General features: G+C 69.8%; 19 protein-coding genes. 7 read left to right on the forward strand and 12 right to left on the reverse strand.

What is annotated here, in order from left to right:
• From AC1VNH_RS05240 to AC1VNH_RS05265, 6 genes are all read right to left on the reverse strand, one after another.
• Positions 1-822, reverse strand: coding sequence for an ABC transporter ATP-binding protein (locus AC1VNH_RS05240; protein ID WP_483110211.1), 822 nt, complete (start codon positions 820-822; stop codon positions 1-3).
• 19 nt (positions 823-841) lie between these two features.
• Positions 842-1,144 carry a DUF427 domain-containing protein gene (locus AC1VNH_RS05245; RefSeq protein WP_243227364.1) on the reverse strand — a complete coding sequence of 101 codons (303 nt, stop codon included), beginning with the start codon at positions 1,142-1,144 and terminating at the stop codon, positions 842-844.
• Positions 1,145-1,262: 118 nt separating this feature from the next.
• On the reverse strand, positions 1,263-2,288 hold the full coding sequence (locus tag AC1VNH_RS05250; protein WP_483110212.1) for a GNAT family N-acetyltransferase: 1,026 nt from the start codon (positions 2,286-2,288) through the stop codon (positions 1,263-1,265).
• The gene (locus AC1VNH_RS05255) at positions 2,183-2,569 is read right to left on the reverse strand and encodes a hypothetical protein (protein ID WP_483110213.1); all 387 of its coding nucleotides are present in this window, start codon (positions 2,567-2,569) and stop codon (positions 2,183-2,185) included. The genes AC1VNH_RS05250 and AC1VNH_RS05255 overlap by 106 nt, the downstream gene beginning before the upstream one ends.
• Positions 2,570-2,595: 26 nt before the next feature.
• On the reverse strand, positions 2,596-3,528 hold the full coding sequence (locus AC1VNH_RS05260) for a 4-(cytidine 5'-diphospho)-2-C-methyl-D-erythritol kinase (protein WP_483110214.1): 933 nt from the start codon (positions 3,526-3,528) through the stop codon (positions 2,596-2,598).
• Positions 3,525-4,511: an aldo/keto reductase gene (locus AC1VNH_RS05265; protein WP_460740836.1), complete on the reverse strand. Its 987-nt coding sequence runs from the start codon at positions 4,509-4,511 to the stop codon at positions 3,525-3,527. The genes AC1VNH_RS05260 and AC1VNH_RS05265 overlap by 4 nt, the downstream gene beginning before the upstream one ends.
• A gap of 159 nt (positions 4,512-4,670) precedes the next feature.
• On the opposite strand from AC1VNH_RS05265, the gene AC1VNH_RS05270 reads away from it, so the two are divergent.
• Complete coding sequence (locus AC1VNH_RS05270; protein ID WP_483110215.1) at positions 4,671-6,248, forward strand: stealth conserved region 3 domain-containing protein; 1,578 nt, start codon at positions 4,671-4,673, stop codon at positions 6,246-6,248.
• Here AC1VNH_RS05270 and AC1VNH_RS05275 read toward each other — a convergent pair.
• The 3 genes from AC1VNH_RS05275 to rsmA all read right to left on the reverse strand — a co-directional run bounded on the left by AC1VNH_RS05275 (position 6,199) and on the right by rsmA (position 8,498).
• Positions 6,199-7,116 (reverse strand): phosphodiesterase, encoded by a 918-nt coding sequence (locus tag AC1VNH_RS05275; protein ID WP_483110216.1) that lies wholly within the window; start codon positions 7,114-7,116, stop codon positions 6,199-6,201. The two genes, AC1VNH_RS05270 and AC1VNH_RS05275, sit on opposite strands and share 50 nt — an antisense overlap.
• Positions 7,117-7,248: 132 nt before the next feature.
• Entirely contained in the window at positions 7,249-7,656 is a 408-nt protein-coding gene (locus AC1VNH_RS05280; protein WP_483110217.1) for an arsenate reductase ArsC, read from the reverse strand.
• Positions 7,653-8,498: a 16S rRNA (adenine(1518)-N(6)/adenine(1519)-N(6))-dimethyltransferase RsmA gene (gene rsmA, locus AC1VNH_RS05285; protein WP_483110218.1), complete on the reverse strand. Its 846-nt coding sequence runs from the start codon at positions 8,496-8,498 to the stop codon at positions 7,653-7,655. Before rsmA ends, AC1VNH_RS05280 begins: the two co-directional genes overlap by 4 nt.
• 71 nt (positions 8,499-8,569) lie before the next feature.
• On the opposite strand from rsmA, the gene AC1VNH_RS05290 reads away from it, so the two are divergent.
• On the forward strand, positions 8,570-10,021 hold the full coding sequence (locus tag AC1VNH_RS05290) for a sugar porter family MFS transporter (RefSeq protein ID WP_483110219.1): 1,452 nt from the start codon (positions 8,570-8,572) through the stop codon (positions 10,019-10,021).
• Between the two features lie 240 nt (positions 10,022-10,261).
• Here the strand turns inward: AC1VNH_RS05290 and AC1VNH_RS05295 are convergent, their stop codons facing one another.
• The 3 genes from AC1VNH_RS05295 to AC1VNH_RS05305 are packed head-to-tail and all read right to left on the reverse strand — an operon-like array spanning position 10,262 to position 13,836.
• Entirely contained in the window at positions 10,262-11,140 is an 879-nt protein-coding gene (locus AC1VNH_RS05295) for a TatD family hydrolase (RefSeq protein ID WP_483110220.1), read from the reverse strand.
• Between the two features lie 49 nt (positions 11,141-11,189).
• Positions 11,190-12,767 (reverse strand): methionine--tRNA ligase, encoded by a 1,578-nt coding sequence (metG, locus tag AC1VNH_RS05300; RefSeq protein WP_483110221.1) that lies wholly within the window; start codon positions 12,765-12,767, stop codon positions 11,190-11,192.
• A gap of 52 nt (positions 12,768-12,819) precedes the next feature.
• Complete coding sequence (locus AC1VNH_RS05305; RefSeq protein ID WP_483110222.1) at positions 12,820-13,836, reverse strand: LacI family DNA-binding transcriptional regulator; 1,017 nt, start codon at positions 13,834-13,836, stop codon at positions 12,820-12,822.
• Positions 13,837-14,017: 181 nt separating this feature from the next.
• Between AC1VNH_RS05305 and AC1VNH_RS05310 the strand changes: the two genes are divergently transcribed.
• The 5 genes from AC1VNH_RS05310 to AC1VNH_RS05330 all read left to right on the forward strand — a co-directional run bounded on the left by AC1VNH_RS05310 (position 14,018) and on the right by AC1VNH_RS05330 (position 22,280).
• Entirely contained in the window at positions 14,018-16,039 is a 2,022-nt protein-coding gene (locus AC1VNH_RS05310; protein WP_483110223.1) for a beta-galactosidase, read from the forward strand.
• A gap of 121 nt (positions 16,040-16,160) precedes the next feature.
• Positions 16,161-17,378, forward strand: coding sequence for a sugar ABC transporter substrate-binding protein (locus AC1VNH_RS05315; protein WP_483110224.1), 1,218 nt, complete (start codon positions 16,161-16,163; stop codon positions 17,376-17,378).
• A gap of 62 nt (positions 17,379-17,440) precedes the next feature.
• Entirely contained in the window at positions 17,441-19,045 is a 1,605-nt protein-coding gene (locus AC1VNH_RS05320; protein ID WP_483112696.1) for an ABC transporter permease subunit, read from the forward strand.
• Positions 19,045-19,914 carry a sugar ABC transporter permease gene (locus AC1VNH_RS05325; RefSeq protein WP_243227351.1) on the forward strand — a complete coding sequence of 290 codons (870 nt, stop codon included), beginning with the start codon at positions 19,045-19,047 and terminating at the stop codon, positions 19,912-19,914. Before AC1VNH_RS05320 ends, AC1VNH_RS05325 begins: the two co-directional genes overlap by 1 nt.
• A gap of 23 nt (positions 19,915-19,937) precedes the next feature.
• The gene (locus AC1VNH_RS05330; RefSeq protein ID WP_483110225.1) at positions 19,938-22,280 is read left to right on the forward strand and encodes a glycosyl hydrolase 53 family protein; all 2,343 of its coding nucleotides are present in this window, start codon (positions 19,938-19,940) and stop codon (positions 22,278-22,280) included.
• Positions 22,281-22,304: the final 24 nt, after the last annotated feature.

The raw sequence follows: 22,304 nt of genomic DNA on the forward strand, positions 1-22,304 counted from the left end.
TCAGTCGCCGTTCTCGACGAGCGCGCCCTGCGTGCGCCCCTCGGCGTCGACGACCACCGTGCGCCCGCCCACCTCTTTGAGTCGCAGCGCGCGCTTGCCCTTGTCGGCGCCGATGAAGGCCGACACGAAGTCATCGGCGGGCGCCTGCATGATCTCGCTCGGGCTGCCGACCTGGAGCTTCTGCGCCCCCTTCGCGAGGATGACGACCTGATCGCCCAGCAGGAACGCCTCGTCGATGTCGTGCGTGACGAACACCACCGTCTTGTCGAGGTCGCGTTGAAGGCGGATGAGCTCCTGCTGGAGCTCGGCGCGCACGATCGGATCGACCGCGCCGAACGGCTCGTCCATCAGAAGGATGTTGGGATCTGCGGCGAGGCCGCGGGCCACGCCCACGCGCTGCTGCTGGCCGCCCGAGAGCTGGCTCGGGTAGCGATCGGCGAGGGCCGTGTCGAGCCCGACGGTCTCCATGAGCTCAAGCGCCCGGCGCCGCGCGTCACGGCGAGAGGTGCCGTTCAGCACCGGCACGGTGGCGATGTTGTCGGCGACGGTGAAGTGCGGAAGCAGACCGGAGTTCTGCATGACGTAGCCGATCCGCCGGCGCAACGCCACGGGCGAGCCCGTCGACACGTCTTCACCGTCGATCTCGATGACGCCCGCTGTCGGCTCGACCATGCGGTTGATCATGCGCAGCAGCGTCGTCTTGCCGCATCCCGACGAGCCCACGAACACCGTGGTCTGGCGCGACGGGATGACCAGGGAGAAGTCCGTGACCGCACGCGTGCCGTCGGGGAACTGCTTGTCGACGCCGCGGAACTCGATCATGCTCGGTCCCGGGCGAGGCTCACTCGGTGACCTCGACTTCTTTCCAGAAGGCCACGTACCCCGAGAAATCCGCGCCGACCTTCTCGATCGCACCCGGGTAGGGCTCGGGGTAGGACCATGCGCGATCGGCAAGCTCCCGGCCGTCCGCGGTGACCGTGAAGTAGTGCGCCGCACCCTTCCACGGACAGGTGTACGGCGTCGGACTGTCGACGAGGACGCCGTCGGTGATGCTCGCCGGCGGGAAGTACCAATTGCCCTCGATGCGGATCAGATCTTCCTTCGGAGCCTCCGCGAGCACCGTGTCACCCAAAAGAGCCTTCATCGCCGCCTCCCAGCCGCGCCACACCCCCGCAGAACAGCGGAGAAGCACCAACGTTACCGACCCCCGGCGACACCGGCGCCGCAGGTTGCGTCATGGGGCGTCATGTGCTGGCGCTGCGTCAGTACCAGTAGCTCAAGCGGACCGGCAGGTGCCAGCCGAACAGGCGGGCGAGCGTCACGGGATCGTCGGCGTCGATGCGACCGGCCGCGGCGAGGGTCACCGCCGAGACCTGACCGAGGAAGATCGCGGCGAGCTCCGCGACGCCCAGGCGCGCGTCGGCATCGTCGTCGGTCTCGGTGACCGACGCGGCGCCGTCCTCTCCGACCGTTAGGCGGAACCTCCCGCCCGCGAGATCCAGTGGATCCTGCACGTCGAGCACGACCGAGCCCGCCCCCTCGTACCGCCGTGACCCCAGCAGCGCGGGCGTATCGAGCACGCGCAGGTAGTGGTGGTCGCGAAGGATGAGGGTGGCGGCGCGGCGATCCGAGATCATCCACAGCAGCGGCTCGTCGACCGCCAGCTCGCTCGCACGTACCGTCCCGATCAGGTCCATCTCGACGAAGAAGCGCCACAGGCCCGCGTACGCGTCCGCATCCGCCGCCGTGAGGTTCGCGACCGTCACGCTCGAACGGGTGAAGTCGTCGTGGTTCTCCTCGACGGAGTACAGCGCGAGACCCGTGATCTCACCGGAGGCGTCCCGGTACTGGACGGCACGGGTGTGGCCGGGCTTCTCGGCATCGGCCCGGGTGCCGGCGAAGCGTCCCCAGTGCCCGCGGGGCATCTCCACCTCGCCCGGTCGCGTGACCCGGACACGGTCGAACAGCTCGGGCGCGAGCTCGCGCCAACGCTCGCGCGAGATGAAGTCCACCCGGCCGGAGGGCGCAGGCCCCGCCCACGCCGCGCGCTTGACGTCGATCTCGATGCTCGCCACGGCGACCGCCTGCGCGAATCCGAACCGACCGTAGAGCGTCGATTCGCTCACCGTCAGACTCGCGACCGGCAGCCCGAGCGCCGCTGCCGTGCGCAGCTCGCCCTCCATCATCGCGCGCCAGATGCCGCGCCGACGGTGCGTGGGTGCCACCGTGACGGAGCTGATCGCGCAGGAGTCGACGACACCGCCGGGAACGGACAGCTCCCCACCCACGAGGCCAGGGTTCCCACCGGAACCTCGGGCTGCGGGGCGGTGTCGTCGAGCACCGCGACCATCCGGCGGTGCCCGCGAAGCCCCCGACCGGTCTCGCGCTGCACGTCGCTGGGCTCGTCGTCGAGGAACCCACGCGCGACGGCCGCCTGCCAGCCGTCGAACGAGCGGTCGTCGTCGTCGGAGAGACGCACGAGTTGCAGGCCGTCACTCGCCAGACGCGCAGCGGATGCGGCGTCGACCGGCCCCTCGTGCTGACGGGCGATGACGTCGTGGGCAGACATGCATATCCTCCTGACGAGCGGCGCGCTCAGTCGATGATCCGGGCGCCGGGCACCGGCCCGTGCACGTGGTGGGCGACGTGCCCGCTCGCGCTGAGCACGATCTGGAGCTCGATCGCCGCTTCGGCGTCGGCTGTGAGGAAGGCGAGCGTAGGCCCCGACCCTGAGACGAGGCCCACCAGCGCGCCCTCGCGCTCCCCCGCCTCGAGGACGTCGCCGAGCCTCGGACGCAGCGTCAGGGCCGCGACCTGCAGATCATTGCGAGCGGATGAGGCGAGCATGGCGGCATCCCCCGCTCGCAGCGCGTGGAGCACGTCGTTGTCGACCAGCGGCCGACGCGAAGCGGGCGAGATGTCGAGCGCGTGGCGGGCCCGATGCTCATCGAGCGCGCGGTACACCTCCGGCGTGGACAGGCCGTCCTGACTCGTGACGATCACCCAGTCGAAGCGTCCGCGGGCGAGAGCGGGACTCAGTTCGTCGCCGCGCCCGACGCCCACCGCCGTGCCCCCCATGAGCGCGAAGGGCACGTCGGCTCCCAGCCGCGCAGCGAGCGCGTGGAGCTGCGCCGTTCCCAGCCGGGTGTCCCACAGGGCGTCGCAGGCGAGAAGAGTCGCCGCCGCATCCGCGGACCCGCCTCCCATGCCGCCCGCCACGGGGACGCCCTTGTGGATCTCGAGATGCACCCCGCCCCGATAGCCGGTCTCCGCAGCCAGGAGCCGCGCAGCGCGGACGGCGAGGTTGCGGTCGTCGAGCGGCACGCCGGCCACATCCACGGAACCCGTCACCTCGACGCTGATCGCGTCGGCCGGCGTCGCCCAGACATCCTCGAACGCCGATACGGCCTGGTACGCGCTCGCGACGTCGTGATAGCCGTCGTCCTGCACCTGACCGACCTCGAGGAAGACGTTGATCTTCCCCGGGGCGCGCACATGGACGCGCGACGACGCTCGCGAGATGCTCACAGCTTCGAGGACACCGCCCAGAGGTCGACGTCGATGCCCTCCGCGAGCGCGTCGATGCGCTCGAGCTCCTCCGTGTCGAACGCGGGGCCGGCCAGAGCTGCCAGGTTCTCGTCGATCTGCTCGACACTCGACGCGCCGATGAGCGCGGACGCGACCGTCGGCTCGCGCAGCACCCACTGGATCGCCATCTGAGCGAGTGTCTGACCCCGCTCCTTCGCCACGACGTTGAGTCCGCGCAGCGCCGCGATCGTGGCGTGCGAGAGCGGCTTGTCGGGAAGCGAGCTGCGGGTCTGCGAGCGATGACCGCGCCCGTCGCCGAGATACTTGCCGGTCAGCAGTCCCTGCGCGAGCGGCGTGAAGGCGATGGCCGACATCTCCTCCTGGCGCAGCACTGCGGTCAGACCGTCCTCGACCCAGCGGTTGAGGATCGAGTACGCGGGCTGGTGGATCACGAGCGGCGTCCCGAGGCTGCGCGCCACCGCCGAGGCGACGGCGGTGCGCTCGGCGCTGTACGACGAGATGCCGACGTAGAGCGCCTTGCCCTGGCGCACGAGGGTGTCGAGGGCGCCGATGGTCTCCTCGATGGGGGTCACCGGGTCCACGCGGTGCGAGTAGAAGATGTCGACGTAGTCGAGGTTCATCCGCTTCAGGGACTGCTCGGCGCCGGCGAGGATGTGCTTGCGCGAGGCGTAATCGCCGTAGGGGCCGGGCCACATGTCCCAACCCGCCTTGGACGAGATGATCAGCTCGTCGCGGTAGCGGCCGAAGTCCTCGCGCATCATGCGCCCGAAGTTCGTCTCCGCGGCACCGTAGGGCGGCCCGTAGTTGTCCGCGAGGTCGAAGTGCGTGATGCCCCTGTCGAAGGAGTGACGCAGGATCTCGCGCTGCTTGTCGAACGCGACGTTGTCGCCGAAGTTCCACCACAGCCCCAGCGAGATCGGCGGCAGATACAGGCCCGATCGGCCGACCTGGCGGTAATCCATCGCACCGTAGCGCTCGTCGGCGGCGGTGTAGGGGCGGTGGATCTCGGGGACGTTCGGACGGAAACGCGGCGCAGTCACCACTGCAGCCTATCCAGGGCGGCCGCGGAGCGCGGCCCCTTGCGAAACTCCCCCGTAATGCGCGCGCTCTACGCTGACGAGATGGTCTCTCTGTCTGCTCTTCCCGCCGACCCTCACCCCTGGGCGGCGCTTCTGACGCGTGAGGACATCGTGCTCGAAGCGGGCATGCTCCACCTCCGTCACGACGATCTCTCCCCGCACGACGCGCACCTCGCAGATCTCGCGATGATCGCGGACGCGTTGACGGATGCCGGCATCGAGCCGCTGCTCGTGCGCCACGGGCTGCGCGACGAGGCGATCGTGGTGGACGTCGCCGATCAGGACCGCGCCTGGGACGCCGTGACGCGGCTGTGCGTCGGCGAACCGGTGTACGTCAAGCCGAAGGGCCTGAGCGCGGTGCCCGCGCCGGATCACACCCCGCGCCGCGGCGCCCCGAGCGCGCTGCGCGTGTTCCGCCCGCGCCTGGCCGGATCGCTGCGGTACGGCGCGTCGCACGGCGTACGCCTGGAGTTCTGGCGCTTCGGCGCCGAGACGGTCGAGGCCCCGCACGCCAACGCGCTGACCCGGCGCATCATCGCCGCCGCCGACATCGAGCGCGTCAACATCCAGCGTCATGGCCGCACCTGGCAGAGCCTGCGAGGCATGTTCGACCCGCATCCGAACGAGATGGTCGACGACATCGACATGGTCTTCTCGTGGGTCGACGGCTCGTCGAGCGAGTTCCAGCGTCAGCGCGCGGCGCAGATGGCCGGTTACGTGGTCGGCGAAGGCGATGACGGGCCGGCCCGCTACCGGCACGTCGACGAACTGCGCTACGCGCTGCGCAGCGTGTACATGTACGCGCCCTGGGTGCGTCGCATCTTCATCGCCACCGATTCGCCGACGCCGTCCTGGCTCGCCGACCACCCGCGGGTGACAGTCGTGCGCAGCGAGGAGTTCTTCGCCGACACCTCGGTGCTGCCGATCCACAACTCGCACGCGGTCGAGGCGCAGCTGCACCGCATCGACGGTCTGGCCGAGCACTTCCTCTACTCGAACGACGACATGTTCTTCGGGCGGCCCGTCGCGCCGGGCTTGTTCTTCTCCCCCGCCGGCGTCTCGCAGTTCGTGGAGTGCGACGTGCGCATCGGTACGGGGCCGAACGCGCCTCACCGCAGCGGCCACGACAACGCGCTGCGGGTGAACCGCGAGCTCCTGCGCGAGCGCTTCGGACGCACCATCACACACGATCTCGAGCACTGCGCCACGCCGCTCCGACGCAGCGTCATGGCCGAGCTGGAGCAGACGTTCGCCGAGGACTTCGCGCGCACCGCCGCATCCCGGTTCCGCTCTGCCACCGACATCTCGGTGACGAACAGCCTGTACCACTACTACGCCGCCTTCACCGGTCGCGCGGTCGCCACGACCGCGCCGCGCACCCGCTACTACCAGACGACCATGGCGGAGTCGCTGCGACGCATGAGCCGGCTGGGCGAGCGCCGCGACATCGACATGTTCTGCCTCAACGACGGCGGTTCGGCCGAGGTTCCCGAAGAGGTGCGCGTGCGGGTGGTCACAGAGCTCCTGGAGCGCATGTTCCCGGTGCGCGCCCCGTGGGAGCTTCCCGCGGTCAGCGAAGGATCGGGATGGGAGCGGTCGGAGGCGTCCGCCCTGCGCTGACGTCCTGGGCGATGCCCGCCGAGTGTAGGCGGCGCTGCGCCTCGAGCGGGTCGATGTACTCGAGCGGATGCGGCGCGTCGACCGTGACGACGGAATGCACGACGGTCTCGGCGAACACGTGCACCAGGTTGTACGACTGTGCGCCGTCCTGCGGACGGGTGCCTCCGACGGGGACCGTGAGGTCCTGCGCGTAGCAGGTCGAGGATGCGACCGAGACCGGGATGCCGGCGAACGTCGCGAAGGTCGAATAGTGCAGATGGCCGGCGATGATCGCCCGCACGTCGCTCCCGCGCAGCACCTCGGCGAGCGCGCGCTGATCGCGCAGCTCGACGCTGGCCGCGAGCGGCAGCACGCTAGGCACGGGCGGGTGGTGCATGGCGAGGATCGTGCCCAGCGGCGCCGGCTGTGCCAGCTGCTCCCGGAGCCACACGAGCTGCGCGGGGCGCAGTTCGCCGTGGTGCGCGCCGGGGACGGTGGTGTCCAGGGTGATGAGCCGAAGCCCGTCGATCTCGTCGACGCGGTCGAACGGCGTCGTGGCGGGGGCCGCATCCAGCAGGCGCGCGCGGAACGCGCCGCGCTCGTCGTGGTTGCCCATCACCCAGAACACCGGCGCGTCCAGCTGCCGGGCGAACGGCTCGACGAGGCCGCGCAGGGCCGTGTAGGCATCCGCCTCGCCCAGATCGACGAGGTCGCCCGTGAAGACGATGCCGTCGGGGCGGATACCGCTCGCCTCGATGCGCTCGAGGGCCCGCTCGAGCAGGCGGAGTCCGTCGACGCGGTCGAACAACTTCGGCCCCGGCGCTCGCAGATGGGTGTCGCTCAGGTGCAGCAGTACGCGTTCCGCCGCCGGATACTCCCCAGCACGCATCGGTTCGTCCCTTTCACGGGCCGCTCGGGCGCGGCCATCGTTCCCGCGAACGTTACCGGCATGTTTCGTACCGGTGGCTGAACACACGGTAAATCCCTCAGTTGCAGCCGGTGACGATCCGGGGCGGGACGCTCAGGCGGAGATGACGTCGAGCTCCACGAGGAGTCGGCGCACGCGGGCCTCGATGTCGTCGCGCACCTCACGGACCAGCTCCGGGCCCTGCCCGGCGGGATCGCGCAACTCCCAGTCCTCGTAGCGCTTGCCGGGGAAGATCGGGCAGGCGTCGCCGCATCCCATCGTGATCACGGCATCGGCCTGGCGCACATCGTCAGTCGCCAGTAGCTGCGGCACGTTCCGGGTGATGTCGATGCCTCGCTCGGCCATGACCTCGACCGCGACGGGGTTGATCGCGGATGCGGGCTCGGAGCCGCCCGAGCGCACCTCGACGCCGTCGCCGCCCAGCGCGCGGGCGAAGCCGGCGGCCATCTGCGAGCGTCCCGCGTTGTGGACGCACACGAACAGGACGACGGGAACCTTCATGCGGACACCCGCGCGATCCGCTGGAAGTCGTCGATCGTCAGCTGCTCGCCCCGGAGGGTCGGGTCCACGCCCGCCTCCTCGAGAACGGCGCTGGCGGATGCGGCCGAGCCGCCGAACAGCCCGGACAGCGCCTGGCGCAGCATCTTGCGGCGCTGCTGGAACGCCGCGTCCACGACCCGGAACGTCGCCACGCGCTCAGCCTCGTCGCCGCGCGCCGCGGCGTCGCGCCGAAAGCCGACGAGCACGCTGTCGACGTTGGGCACGGGCCAGAACACCTGGCGCGACACGGTTCCCGCGAGCCGCCAGGCGCCGTACCAGGCGGCTTTGACGCTCGGAGCACCGTAGATCTTGGACCCGGGAGGTGCAGCGAGTCGCTCGCCGACCTCGGCCTGCACCATGACCACCCCGCGCTCGAGGTGACCGAAGTGCTCGAGGAAGTGCAGGAGCACAGGGACCGAGACGTTGTACGGCAGATTGGCCACGAGCACCGTCGGCTCCCCCGGCAGCTCCCGGATGGTGAGCGCATCCGCATCCACCACGCGCAGCATCCCGTCGCGCACCCCGTGCGCTCGCGCCGTGGCCGGGAGGCGCTCGGCGAGACGGTGATCGATCTCGACCGCCACCACGCTCGCGCCGGTCTCGAGGATCGCCAGGGTCAGCGAGCCGAGCCCCGGTCCGACCTCCACGACGTGTTCACCGGCGGCGACACCGGCGACCTGCACGATCTTGCGCACCGTGTTGGCGTCGACGACGAAGTTCTGCCCCAGTTTCTTCGTCGGAGTGACATCGAGCTCGGCGGCCAGCGCGCGGATCTCGGCCGCGCCGAGCAGGTGCACGGTCATGTGTATAACCCTAGACAACCGTCGAGCCAAGTCCGACCCTGAGAGAACGCTGTCAGGGTTAGGGTGACGAAATGACCACCGAAGCACTCCCCACGGGGACGTTCTCGATGCGCAGTCCGTTCGGACGCCGGGCGATCGGACTCTCCGTCGCCGCGGCCGTGGGCGGGTTCCTCTTCGGGTTCGACTCCTCCGTCATCAACGGCGCCGTGAAATCCATCGAGGCGGACTACACGAAGGAGCCGATCCTCACCGGCTTCGTCGTCGCTGTCGCCCTGCTCGGCTGCGCCGTCGGCGCCATCCTCGCCGGCGCCCTGTCCGACCGTTTCGGGCGTCTGCGCGTCATGCTGCTGGGCTCCGTGCTGTTCCTGGTCAGCTCGGTCGGCTCCGCGCTGACCTTCAGCGTCCCCGACCTGATCGTGTGGCGCATCCTGGGCGGTCTCGGCATCGGTATCGCCTCGGTGGTCGCGCCGGCCTACATCGCCGAAGTCGCCCCCCGGCAGATCCGCGGGTCGCTGGCGTCGCTGCAGCAACTCGCCATCACGCTCGGTATCTTCGCCGCGCTGCTGAGCAACGCGGTGCTCGCCGGCGCGGCCGGCGGCGCCGACGACACGCTGTGGTGGGGGCTGGAGGCCTGGCGCTGGATGTTCCTCATCGGCGTCGTGCCCGCCGCCGTGTACGGCATCCTCTCGTTCACGATGCCCGAGTCGCCCCGCTACCTGCTCGCGCGGGGCCGGACCCAGGAGGCGAAGGAGATCTTCGCCCGTCTCGTGCCCGCCGCCGACCTCGACAAGACCGTCAACGAGCTCACGACGGCCATCGAGACGGATCGCAAGAACGCGAAGGCCAGCCTCGCCGGCCCCGCGCTCGGGCTGAATCCGATCGTGTGGATCGGCATCATCCTGTCGGTGTTCCAGCAGTTCGTCGGCATCAACGTGATCTTCTACTACTCGACGACGCTGTGGCAGGCGGTCGGTTTCGACGAGAGCAACGCGCTGCTGGTGAGCGTCATCACCAGCGTCACCAACGTGCTCGTGACCCTCATCGCGATCTTCCTCGTCGACCGGGTGGGCCGTAAGCCCATCCTGCTCACGGGTTCCGTGCTGATGGCCCTCTCGCTGGGCGCCATGGCCCTGGCGTTCTCGTTCGCCACCGGTGAAGGCACGGACATCTCCCTGCCGGGCGCGTGGGGGCCGGTCGCCCTCGTCGCGGCGAACCTGTTCGTGGTCGGCTTCGGCGCCTCGTGGGGACCGCTGGTCTGGGTGCTCCTCGGCGAGATCTTCCCCAGCCGCATCCGCGGAAAGGCCCTCGGCGTGGCCGCCGGTGCGCAGTGGATCGCGAACTTCCTCGTGTCGTGGACCTTCCCGGAGCTGTCGTCCTGGTCGCTTCCGCTGACTTACCTGATGTACGCGATCTTCGCGGCCCTGTCGTTCGTCTTCGTGCTCTGGAAGATCCCCGAGACCAAGGGCATGGAGCTCGAACAGACCGAGACGCTGTTCGTCAAGAAACCCCGCCAGAAGAAGTGAGAGGAGCCGACATGACCAACAACTCGAAGTCGCACGAGGAGATCCGCGAGGAGCGGGAGAAGGCGCAGAAGGAGAAGGACCGCCTCGAGGCGCAGGAGGAGAAGCGCCTCGACGACGAGGACCGCTGAGCCCGCATCCCGGGCCTCTCCCGTCGGAGAAACGCTTGAAGGTCGGAGGATTGCCGCCGCATCCTCCGACCTTCGCCGTTTTCTCCGACGGGCGGAACGGACACGGGCGCCGTCAGTCGAACGAGCCGTAGACGGCCAGCGTGTTGGCGGCCAGCTGTGCGGCCAGCGCGTCGGGGTCCATGTCCAGCTCCGCGGCCATGAAGCGCACCGTCACCGGCACCAGGTAGGGCGCGTTGGGACGCCCTCGGTACGGGGTGGGTGTGAGAAACGGTGCGTCGGTCTCGACGAGGATGCGATCCAGCGGCGTCACGGCGAGCGCGTCGCGCAGGTTCTGCGCGTTCTTGAACGTGATGTTGCCCGCGAATGACAGGTAGTAGCCGCGCTCGGACGCGATCCGCGCCATGTCGGCGTCGCCCGAGAAGCAGTGGAACACCGTGCGCTCGGGAGCACCCACCCGCTCGAGTGTCTCGAGCACGGCCTCGTGCGCGTCGCGGTCGTGGATCTGCATCGCGATGTCGTGCTTCTTCGCGAGCGCGATGTGCGCCTCGAAGCTTTCGTGCTGCGCACCCAGGCCCTCGGGCTCGGTGCGGAAGAAGTCGAGACCCGTCTCTCCGACGGCGCGCACCCGCGGCTGGGCGGCGAGCTCGTCGATGACCTCGATCGCCTCGCCCAGCTGCCCTGCTGCCGCATAGGCGGGCGCCTCATTGGGGTGGATCGCGACGGCGGCGAGCACCCGCGGGTGCGAGGCCGCCGCCCACGCCGACCAGCGGCTCGACTCGACGTCGCCGCCCGCCTGCACGACTCCGACGATGCCGACGGATGCGGCCCGCTCGAGCTGTTCGTCCAACGACATCGCCTCGTCGCCGTCCTGGATCTCCAGGTGGCAGTGGTTGTCGTAGAGGGCGACGCCCAACGGCTGGGGCGAGGGCGGGTAGCTGACGTCGCGGCTGCCCTTCTCGCGCTGGCGCACGTACTGGCTGGGATCGCTCATCGACTCGCCCCTCTCGTTGAGCGAGCGAAGCGAGAGGGAACGCGCACCATCAGGCCGTCTGCTCGACGCGCGGGAACAGCGGCGAGAGGCCGTTGACGCTCGTGCCGGGTCGCAGGGCGCCCCACACCCCGGCCTCGCGCAGGGGCTGGTCCCGCAGCCGCCCGAGCGACTCGGCCGCCCCCAGGGCGATCCACAGCTTCTCGGTCGCGACGGGCATGACCGGCGACAGCAGCACGGCGAGCGCGCGCAGTCCCTCGGCCGCCGTGTAGAGCACGGTGCCGAGGCGCCCCGCCTGCTCCGGATCCTTGGCGAGAGCCCACGGCTCGTTCTCGGTGATGTAGCCGTTGAGCGCGTCGACGATCGTCCAGATGGCCGTGATCGCCTCGTCGATGCGGAAGCGCTCCATCGCCGCGTCGGCGGATGCGGCCGCATCCGCCACGATCTGCTGGATCGCCAGATCCGCCTCGGTGTAGGTGGCCGGCGGCGGAACGATCGCCTCGAAGTAGCGCTCGATCATCGCGACCGTGCGCGAGGCGAGGTTGCCGAAGCCGTTCGCGAGCTCCGCCTGGTACCGCGCCGACAGGTCCTCCCACGAGAACGAGCCGTCCTGCCCGAAGGCGATCGCGGAGAGGAAGTAGAAGCGGTAGGCGTCCGAGCCGAACACGTCGGTGATCTCCGTGGGCGCGATGCCGGTGAGCTTTGACTTCGACATCTTCTCGCCGCCGACGAGCAGCCAGCCGTGTGCGAAGACGCCGCGCGGCACCTCGAGTCCCGCGGCCATCAGCATCGCCGGCCAGATGACGGCGTGGAAGCGCAGGATGTCCTTGCCGACCACGTGATAGGCCGGCCAGCGGCGGCCGAAGTCCTCGTCGTCGACGCCGTAGCCGACCGCGGTCGCGTAGTTGAGCAGTGCGTCGACCCACACGTAGATCACATGCTGCGCATCCCACGGCACCTGGATGCCCCAGTCGAACGCCGAACGCGAGATCGAGAGGTCCTTCAGGCCCGAGCGCACGAAGGAGACGACCTCGTTGCGCGCCGATTCGGGACGGATGAAGTCGGGGTTGTCCTTGTAGAGCTTCAGCAGCGGCTCGGCGAACTCGCTCAGCTTGAAGAAGTAGTTCTTCTCCTGCAGCAGCTCGAGCGGCTTCGAGTGGATCGCGCAGACTTTGAGGCCCTCGAACGCTCCTGTGCCGTCGAGGATCTCGGATTCCGGCTTGAACTCCTCACAGCCCACGCAGTACAGCGCCTCGTACTCGCCCGCGTAGATGTACCCGCGGTCGTAGATGGCCTGCACGAAGCGCTTCACGCCCTCCTCATGGCGCTCCTGAGTCGTGCGGATGAAGTCGTCATTGGCGACGTCGAGGCTCTCGAGCAGCGGGAACCAGGCCTCGCTGACGAGCTTGTCGACCCATTCCTGCGGCGTGACGCCGTTGGCGGCGGCCGCGCGCAGCATCTTCTGGCCGTGCTCGTCGGTGCCCGTCAGCATCCAGGTGTCGTCCCCCGACTGGCGGTGCCAGCGCGCGAGCGTGTCGACGGCGACCGTCGTGTACCCGTGACCGATGTGCGGAACATCGCTCGGGTAATAGATCGGCGTCGTGATGTAGAAGGAACGGCCGTTGCTCACCCGTAGATTCTAGGCGGCGCCTGAGGGGGCCGCTTCCCTGTGACGAGCCGGCTCAGGCGCTCTCTCGCACGACCAGCTCTGTCGGCAGCGTGACGCTGCGACGCGGTGCACCGTCGATCACCTCGAGCAGCAGCGTCACCATCTCGGCGCTGATGCGGTCCCAGGGCTGACGCATGGTGGTCAGCGGCGGCTCGTGCGCCGCGGCGAGTCCGGAGTCGTCGAAGCCCGCCACGGCGACGTCCTCGGGCACGCGGAGACCGGCGCGACCGAGTGCCACGACGGCGCCGGCGGCCATCATGTCGGATGCGGCGAACACGGCGTCGATGTCACGGGTGCGCTCGAGCAGTCGCGACATCGCGAGCGTTCCCGATTCGCGGCTGTAGTCGCCGTGCTCGACGAGGTCGGGGTCGAACGCCTCGCCGAGCTCCTCGCGGAAGCCCACGAGGCGGTAGCGTCCGCCCGGGGTGTCGTCGGGCCCGGCGATCATCGCGATGCGCCGGTGTCCCCGCTCGAGCAGGTGCCGGGTCATCACGCGCGCCGACCCCTCCTCGTCGACCGCGACCGCGGCGAGGTCGCCTTGATGGCCGAGCGGGAGTCCGCACGAGACGGTGGGAACACCCGCGTCCAGGAGGGAATCGAGCAGCGGGTCGGCCTCGTGCGATGAGATGAGCAGCACGCCGTCGACGTGACCCGCGCTGACGAAGTGCGCCACGTTCGCACGCTCTTCCGGGGTACCGGCGACGAGCAGGACGAGGGTCATCGACCGCTGGGCGAGGGCTTCGGCGGCCCCCCGGAGCAGGAGCGAGAAGTTCGGGTCGGCGAACAGCAGATGCTGCGGCTCGGTCAGCAGGAACGCCAGCGAGCCGGCACGCCCGGTCGCGAGCGAGCGGGCGGCGTGGTTGGCCGTGTAGCCCGTGCGCCGGATTGCCTCCTCGACCGCCGTGCGGGCGTCGGGCGACACCCAGTGCCCGCCGTTGATCACGCGGGAGACCGTGCCGCGCGAGACGCCGGCGGCGGCGGCCACGTCCCGAATGGTGGGGCGGCGCCGGGCGATGGTCGTGTCTTCCACGCGAGGACTCTATCGCCTGCTCTGCGCGGCGGGGAGTCGACGTGCCGCGCAAACTGTGACCGGTCACAGTTTGATAACGAACGGGTCACGGGCTTGATCGTTCCGTGCGCAGCTGCGCAGACTGTGACCGGTCCCAGTCGCACCCGATGAGGACCGATCACCCTCGACCCGACGGAGCGTCATGACCCAGAGCTCACCCTGGCCGCAGCTGGACGGAATCGCCTACGGCGGCGATTACAACCCGGAGCAATGGCCCGTCGAGACCTGGCACGAGGACGTCGCGCTCATGCGCGAGGCGGGGGTCAACCTCGTGAGCGTCGGCATCTTCTCGTGGGGTCTGATCGAGACCGCGGAGGGCGTCTTCGACTTCTCCTGGATGGACGAGCTGCTCGACCTCCTCCACGCGAACGGCATCCACGTCGATCTCGGCACTCCCACCGCCTCCCCGCCCGCATGGTTCTTCGCGAACCACCCGGACGCCCGCGTCGTGACCCGCGACGGCACCACGATGGGCTTCGGCTCCCGCGGGATGGCGTCGCACTCCGCCCCTGCCTACCGCGAGGCGTCGGTGCGTATCGCGACCGAACTCGCCCGCCGGTACGCCACGCATCCGGCGGTCGTGATGTGGCACGTCCACAACGAGTACGGCGTGCCCGTCGGCGAGGACTACTCGCCGCACGCGGTCGCCGCCTGGCGGCTCTGGCTGCGCGAGCGCTACGGCAGCCTCGATGCGGTGAACGCCGCGTGGGGAACCGCCTTCTGGGGCCAGCACTACGGCGAGTGGGAGCACGTGGGCGCGCCCGCCGCGGCGCCCTCCGTGGTCAACCCCGCGCAGCGACTGGACTTCGCACGCTTCACCGATCACCAACTGCGCGCCTGCTTCATCGCCGAGCGCGACGCCATCCGGCAGTACGCCGACCAGCCGATCACGACCAACTTCATGGCGAATCAGAGCCAGACGACGGACCTGTGGGCGTGGGGGCGCGAGGTCGACATCGTCTCCGACGACCACTATCTGTGGGCCCCCGATCGCGAGGGCGAGATCGGTCTTGCGATCGCCGCGGATCTCAGCCGCTCCGTCGGCGGCGGCAAGCCGTGGATCCTCATGGAGCACTCGACGTCCGCCGTCAACTGGCAGCCGCAGAACGTCGCCAAGCGCCCGGGCGAGATGGCCCGCAACTCGCTCACGCACCTCGGACGCGGCGCCGACGCGATCCTCTTCTTCCAGTGGCGCGCCTCGCGCTCCGGCGCCGAGAAGTTCCACTCGGCGATGCTGCCGCACGCCGGCACCGACTCCCGCGTGTTCCGCGAGGTCACCGCCCTCGGCTCCGATCTCGCCGCCCTCGCCGAGGTGCGCGACTCCCGCGTGAGAGCCGACGTCGCCATCCTCTGGGACTTCGAGTCGTTCTGGGCGCAGGACCTCGAGTGGCGACCGTCGGATCTCCTCGACCACGACGAGCGGGTGCGCGCCTACTACACGCAGCTCTGGCGCGACGGCATCACGGTGGACTTCGCGCTGCCCGGCCACGACCTGTCGGGCTACTCGCTCGTCCTCGCCCCCGCGCAGTATCTGCTGACGACGAAGGATGCGGCGAACCTCACCGCCTACGTCGCCGGCGGCGGAACGCTCGTCGTCTCCTACTTCTCCGCGGTCGTCGACGAGAACGACGCCGTCCATGAGGGCGGGTACCTCGCACCGCTCGGCGAGGCTCTCGGCGTGCGGGTCGAGGAGTTCCTGCCGCTGCGCGAGGGAGACGTCGCCGCCATCGATCTCGACGGCGAGCGGCTGACGATCGACCAGTGGAGCGAAGACCTGCGCGTCGACGGCGCCGAGGTGCTCGCCCGCTACGTCGGCGGCCCCGCCGACGGCGCTCCCGCCGTCACGCGGAACGGGCACGGCGCGGGCTTCGGCTGGTACGTCAGCACGAGGCCGGATGCGGCGGGCCTCGCCGCGATCCTCACGCGGGTGTACGCCGACGCCGGCCTCACGCCGGCAGGTCTGCCCGCAGGCCTGGAGAGAGTGACCCGACACGGCCGCGACGCCGACTACGTCGTGCTCGTCAACCACTCCGACGCGGCCGTCGCGGCCCCGGTCGCCGGCACGGACCTGCTCACCGGCACCGCCTCGGACGACGAGACGGTCGTCGCCGCCGGCGGTGTCGCCGTCGTGCGCACCCCATCGACCCGCGGGGGTGGTCGCTGACCGGCGACTCCCCCGAACCTCGGCGTCCGTCAACGGGCGGACGCTTCCCCATCCGGTCGTGACGATGCGACGTCGACGAAGGCGCGCATCCTCGACCACCGTTCTGAAAGGAACACGTCACATGCGCAAGATCATCGGAATCGGCGTCGCTGCCGCCGCATCCGCGCTGCTGCTCGCCGGCTGCTCCGGCGGCTCGACCGCCGAGCAGACCGCCGACTCGTCGGCCGAGCTGGTCATCTGGACCGACCAGGAACGCGAAGCCGCCATCACGGCGGCCGCGAAGGCGTTCGAGGAGGAGACGGGCGCGAAGGTCACCCTGGTGCAGAAGAACTTCGAGGACCTCCGCAACGACTTCATCTCGCAGGTGCCCACCGGCGAAGGTCCGGACATCACCGTCGGCTCGCACGACTGGCTCGGGGCGCTCGTCGCCGCGGGTGTCGTGGACACGATCGACCTGGGCGAGAAGGCCTCCGAGTTCGAGCCGGTCGCGATCGAGGCGATGACCTACGACGGTCAGCTCTACGCATTGCCCTATTCGCTCGAGACGGTCGCTCTCGTGCAGAACGTGGACCTCGTCGGCGCCGACGCACCCGCCACGTGGGACGAGATGATCCAGAAGGGTCTGGCCGCGGGCACCGAGCGGCCCTTCGTCATCAACACCGCCGGCGAGACCGGTGACGGCTACACGATGTACGGCTTCCAGACCTCGTTCGGCGCCCCGGTGTTCGTGCAGGACTCCAGCGGCTCGTACACGAACGAGGTCGGCATGGGCGGGGCGGCCGGCGAGGCGTTCGCCCAGTGGCTGCACGCCAACGGCTCGGCGGGCACCGGATACCTCTCGACCACGATCGACTACGACATCAACAACGAGCTGTTCGCCTCCGGCAAGGCGCCGTACACGGTGCAGGGCCCCTGGGCGATCAGCTCCTTCCCCGACGTCAACGTCGCCGTGAACCCGATTCCCTCCGCGGGCGGCCAGCCCGCCGCGCCCTTCGTGGGCGTGCAGGGCTTCTACCTGAGCTCGCAGAGCAAGAACGCACTGCTGGCCCAGGAGTTCCTCGTGAACTACCTCGGCACCGAGGACGCGCAGCGTGCGCTCTACGAGGCGGACCCCCGCATCCCGGCGTGGAGCAGCCTGGCAGAGGAGGTCGCGAGCGACCCGATCATCGCGGGCTTCCTCGCCTCGTCGCAGAACGGCGTGCCGATGCCCTCGATCCCCGAGATGGGCTCCGTCTGGGACTTCTGGAACGCGGCAGAGTCGCAGATCATCAGCGGCGCCGACCCGTCCGGCACCTGGAACAAGATGATCACCGACCTTCAGGGCACCCTCGCGGGTTGACCGCGACGGGGCGGGCCCTGTGGCCCGCCCCGCTCGTGGCCGTCGAACAGGAGACGACACACATGGCGCAGCCGCAGGTTCTCACCCCGCCCTCGAGGCCCCCACGGGAGTCCCATGCCCGATCGTGGCGGGGCATCGGATGGGGCTTCATCGTCAAGCTCATCGTGATGGGCCTGATCAACGCCCTCGGGGTCATGGCGATCCTCTCCGCCTTCTCGGCCCAGTCGTGGATCCTGCTCGGCGTCACCGCGGCGCTCGTGATCGCCGCGGACATCGTCTACTTCACTAAGCGCGCGCTGCCGCTGAAGTACCTGATGCCGGGGCTCGTCTTCCTGCTCGTCTTCCAGGTGTTCGTCTTCGGCTACACCGCCTACATCGCCTTCACGAACTACGGCACCGGTCACGCCGGGTCCCAGGAGCAGGCCGTGGACGCCGCCCTCATCCAGGGCGAGCGGCGCATCGAGGGCTCCGAGACCTACCCGCTGTCGGTCGTCGAGCGCTTCGGCGAGTACGGCCTGGCGATCAACGACGACGGCGACATCCGCGTCGGCAGCGCCGATTCGCCGCTGACGGATGCCGGTGCCGCCCCCGCGGGCCAGGCGCCCGCATCCGTCGACGGGTGGACCGTGATCCCGCGTACCCAGGTGATCACCGACCAGCAGCTGCAGGCGACGATCGAAGCCCTGCGCGTGCCCTTCTCCGACGACCCCAACGACGGCTCCATCCGCACCCGCGACGGCTCCACCGGTGTGCTCTACACGCCGACGATGGTGTGGGATGCCGACGCGGGCACCATCACCGACACCGTGAACGGCACGGTCTACACCGCGGATGACGCGACCGGCAGCTTCGTCGCCGACGACGGCACGCGACTTCCCGCGGGCTGGTACGTCAACGTCGGCTTCGACAACTTCCTGCGGGTGTTCACGGACCCCTCGCTCGCCGGCCCGCTGCTGTCGGTGACCGGCTGGACGTTCGCCTTCGCGGCCGGCTCCGTCGTCATCAGCTTCGGTCTCGGGCTCGTCTTCGCGCTCGTCTTCAACGACCCCCGCGTGCGCGCCCGCAAGTACCTGCGCACGCTCATCATCCTCCCCTACGCCTTCCCCGCCTTCATGTCCGCGCTGCTGTTCCGCGGCATGTTCAACGCCGAGTTCGGTGTCATCAACGACCTGTTCTTCTTCGGCAGCCAGATCAATTGGCTCGGGGATCCCTGGCTGGCCAAGGCGGCCGTGCTGTGGGTGAACGTCTGGCTCAGTTTCCCGTACTGGTTCCTCGTGTGCACCGGCGCACTCCAGGCGCTCCCCTCCGACACGCTGGAGGCGGCCTCGATCGACGGCGCCGGCCGGTGGCGCCAGTTCCGCTCGATCGTGCTGCCGCTGCTGCTCGTGTCGACCGCGCCGCTCGCCATCTCCTCCTTCGCCTTCAGCTTCAACAACTTCACCGTCATCTACATGTTCAACGCGGGCGGACCAGCGATACCCGGGGCGCCCTACACGCTCGGATCGACCGACATCCTCATCTCGGCGATCTACCGCGTCTCCGGCGTCGCCGGCGGGGCCGCCGACTACGGCCTGGCCAGTGCCCTGTCGATCATCGTGTTCATCGTCGTGGGCGTCATCTCCGCCGTCGCCTTCCGCCAGACCCGCAAGCTCGAGGAGTTCCAGTGATGTCCACGGCACGCACCCGCATCCGTCGCCGCCGCTGGTGGCTCGAGGTCGGCTGGAAGTACTTCTTCGCCGCGATCGTCGTCTTCTACGCGGTCTTCCCGCTGGTCTATGTGCTCTCGGCGGCGCTCAACCCGCGCGGCACGCTCTCCGGCTCCAACAACCTGTTCAGCGCGTTCGATCTGTCGAACTTCGCGGCGTTGGGCGCGACCAGCTACTGGACGTGGGTCGGCAACACGCTGCTCGTGGGCGGCGTCTCGGCCGTCGGCGCGGTGATCATGGGCGCGTCGGCCGCCTACGCGTTCTCCCGGTTCCGCTTCCGCGGCCGCCGCGTGAGCCTCACGTCGCTGCTCATCGTGCAGATGTTCCCGCAGGCGCTCGCGTTCGTCGCGATCTTCCTCATGCTTCTCGCGATCGGCGAGATCGTGCCGGCGCTGGGGCTGAACTCGAAACTCGCGCTCATCTGCGTCTATCTCGGCGGCGCGCTGGGAGCGAACACGTTCCTCATGTACGGCTTCTTCAACACCATCCCGATCGAGATCGACGAGTCGGCGAAGATCGACGGCGCGACGCACGCCCAGATCTTCTGGCGCCTCATCATCCCGCTCGTCACCCCGATCCTGGCCGTGGTGGCGCTGCTCGCGTTCATCACCGCGTTCGGCGACTACATCCTCGCGAAGATCGTGCTCACCAGCGAAGACAACTGGACGCTCGCCGTCGGCATGTACCAGTGGGTCTCGAACCAGCTCGCCTCCAGGTGGGGCCTGTTCGCCGCCGGCGCCGTCATCGCCGCCGTTCCCGTGCTCGCCCTGTTCCTCTCCCTGCAGCGATTCATCGTGGGCGGGCTGACCCAGGGCTCCGTCAAGGGCTGAGCCGCCCGCACGAAAGGACACTCATGCACAGCCGCATCCGTCGTTCCCTCCGCCGATCCGCCGCCGCGGCCACGGCCGGCGTCCTCGCCGTCAGCGCGTTCGCCGCCACCCCCGCAGTGGCCGCGGACGAGCCGGTCTCGGCCGGCATCACGGTTCCGAGGGTCGACAACCTCTCGCCCGATTTCATCAACGGGGTCGACGTGTCCTCGGTCATCGCCCTCGAGGACTCCGGCGTCGTCTTCCGTGACACGGCGGGCCAGCCGGCCGACCTGTTCGACGTGTTGGCGGACGCCGGCGTCACCGACGTGCGCGTGCGCGTCTGGAACGACCCCTTCGACGCCGCCGGCAACGGCTACGGCGGCGGCACCGTCGACGTCGCCCGCGCGATCGAGATCGGTGAGCGGGCGACGGATGCGGGGCTCCGCGTGCTCGTGGACTTCCACTACTCCGACTTCTGGGCGGACCCCGCGAAGCAGAAGGCCCCGAAGGCATGGGCGGCGTTGAACGTCGCCGACAAGGCGGCGGCGACCCGCGCGTTCACCGCCGACGCACTCACGGCCTTCGAGACGGCCGGGGTGGACGTGCGGATGGTGCAGATCGGCAACGAGACCACGAGCGGTGTCGCGGGTGTCAGCGGGTGGGACGACATGGCGCAGATCTTCTCCGCCGGCTCCGCCGCCGTGCGAGAGGTCCTCCCCGACGCGCTCGTCGCGCTGCACTTCACCAATCCGGAGCGACCCGGCAGCTATGCGAACATCGCGAAGCAGCTCGACGACCGCGACGTCGACTACGACGTCTTCGCCTCGTCCTACTACCCGTTCTGGCACGGCACGCTGCAGAACCTGACGAGTGTCCTGACGCAGGTCGCAGACACCTACGACAAGGACGTCATCGTCGCGGAGACCAGCTGGGCGTACACGCTGGATGACGGCGACGGCCACACCAACGTGATCGACCTTCCCGGCGAGGCGACGAACTACCCGGTGAGCGTGCAGGGGCAGGCGCTCGCGGTGCGCGACGTCATCCAGGCCGTCTCGGATGTGGGTGCGGCCGGGCTCGGCGTGTACTACTGGGAGCCCGCCTGGTTGCCGGTCGGCCCGCCGGAGGCGGTGGCGCAGAACGCCGCGCTCTGGGAAAGGGACGGCTCCGGCTGGGCGGCGAGCTACGCCGGCGAGTACGACCCGAACGACGCGGGGGTCCACTACGGAGGCTCCGCCTGGGACAACCAGGCCCTGTTCGCCCACGACGGGACGCCGCTGGAGTCTCTGAACGTGTTCTCGTACGCCCGTACCGGCGCCGTCGCCCCTCGCGAGGTCACCGCCGTCGCCTCCCCCGCGATGACGGTGGCCGACGGCGAGGAGATCACGCTGCCCACCACGGTGACGGTCTCGTACAACGACCTGAGCAACGAGGAACAGGCCGTCACGTGGACACCCGGCACCGAGTGGGTGTCGGGCCCGGGCACCTACGTGTTCCGCGGGACGACCTCGGCGGGCCTGTCGACCAGCGCGACGGTCACCGTGACCTCGGCGAACCTGCTCGCGAACCCCGGTTTCGAGGACGACGACACGTCCATGTGGAGAACGGCGGGCATTGGTCTGACGGTGGGCGCGTGGGACGACCCGCGGACCGGATCGCGATCCGCCCACTTCTACTCGGCGGATCGGTTCTCCTTCACGCTCGAGCAGTCCGTGGGACCGGTGCCTGCCGGCACCTACCGCGCCACCGGGGCCCTTCAGGGCGGCGGCCAGCTCAGCGACACGGTGCGTCTCGTGGTCTCGTCGGGGGCGCAGGAGGAGTCCGGACCGTTCGTCCTCGGCGGGTGGCGCAACTGGTCGACCCCGACGACGGACACCCTCACCGTGGCCGACGGGGCGACGATCACCGTGCGGGTCGCCGGAGAGCTCGCGCAGGGGTCCTGGGGAACCGTCGACGACCTGCAACTGGAGCGCGTGCTGGATGCGGCGGCCGATCTCACGCAGCTGAGCGCGCTGGTCGCCCGCGCCGAGGCGCTGGAGCAGTCCCGGTACACACCCGCATCCCTCACCGCGGTCGACGACGCGCTGGAGGTCGCCCGGTTCCTGAGCGGTGCGCAGTCCCCCGCCCAGGAACGGGTGGACGCGGCCGCGGCTCTGCTCTCCGCCGCGCTCGACGCCCTCACCGAGATCGAGACGCCGGGGACGGACCCCGCGGCCGGCTCCGGAGACCCCGTCGCGACCGAGCCGCAGCGCGAGACGGCATCCTCATCCGCCGCGCTCGCCGCCACCGGCCGGGAGGCCCCGCTCACGCTCTTCGTGGCGGCGACGCTGGTGCTCGGCGCCGGCCTCGCCCTGCTCGCACGGCATCGCCGCGTGCGCAGACGCTGACCGCGGCGCCGGCTCCCGCCCACG

It is taken from the genome of Microbacterium sp. KU4F (assembly GCF_056868075.1).

Bases quoted from the DNA above. Each gene is read 5' to 3' on its own strand.
- AC1VNH_RS05240 (WP_483110211.1), bottom strand. From the start codon at position 822: ATGATCGAGTTCCGCGGCGTCGACAAGCAGTTCCCCGACGGCACGCGT.
- AC1VNH_RS05245 (WP_243227364.1), bottom strand. From the start codon at position 1,144: ATGAAGGCTCTTTTGGGTGACACGGTGCTCGCGGAGGCTCCGAAGGAA.
- AC1VNH_RS05255 (WP_483110213.1), bottom strand. From the start codon at position 2,569: ATGTCTGCCCACGACGTCATCGCCCGTCAGCACGAGGGGCCGGTCGAC.
- AC1VNH_RS05265 (WP_460740836.1), bottom strand. From the start codon at position 4,511: ATGGATTACCGCCAGGTCGGCCGATCGGGCCTGTATCTGCCGCCGATC.
- AC1VNH_RS05270 (WP_483110215.1), top strand. From the start codon at position 4,671: ATGGTCTCTCTGTCTGCTCTTCCCGCCGACCCTCACCCCTGGGCGGCG.
- AC1VNH_RS05275 (WP_483110216.1), bottom strand. From the start codon at position 7,116: ATGCGTGCTGGGGAGTATCCGGCGGCGGAACGCGTACTGCTGCACCTG.
- AC1VNH_RS05280 (WP_483110217.1), bottom strand. From the start codon at position 7,656: ATGAAGGTTCCCGTCGTCCTGTTCGTGTGCGTCCACAACGCGGGACGC.
- rsmA (WP_483110218.1), bottom strand. From the start codon at position 8,498: ATGACCGTGCACCTGCTCGGCGCGGCCGAGATCCGCGCGCTGGCCGCC.
- AC1VNH_RS05290 (WP_483110219.1), top strand. From the start codon at position 8,570: ATGACCACCGAAGCACTCCCCACGGGGACGTTCTCGATGCGCAGTCCG.
- AC1VNH_RS05295 (WP_483110220.1), bottom strand. From the start codon at position 11,140: ATGAGCGATCCCAGCCAGTACGTGCGCCAGCGCGAGAAGGGCAGCCGC.
- AC1VNH_RS05310 (WP_483110223.1), top strand. From the start codon at position 14,018: ATGACCCAGAGCTCACCCTGGCCGCAGCTGGACGGAATCGCCTACGGC.
- AC1VNH_RS05315 (WP_483110224.1), top strand. From the start codon at position 16,161: ATGCGCAAGATCATCGGAATCGGCGTCGCTGCCGCCGCATCCGCGCTG.
- AC1VNH_RS05320 (WP_483112696.1), top strand. From the start codon at position 17,441: ATGGCGCAGCCGCAGGTTCTCACCCCGCCCTCGAGGCCCCCACGGGAG.
- AC1VNH_RS05325 (WP_243227351.1), top strand. From the start codon at position 19,045: ATGTCCACGGCACGCACCCGCATCCGTCGCCGCCGCTGGTGGCTCGAG.
- AC1VNH_RS05330 (WP_483110225.1), top strand. From the start codon at position 19,938: ATGCACAGCCGCATCCGTCGTTCCCTCCGCCGATCCGCCGCCGCGGCC.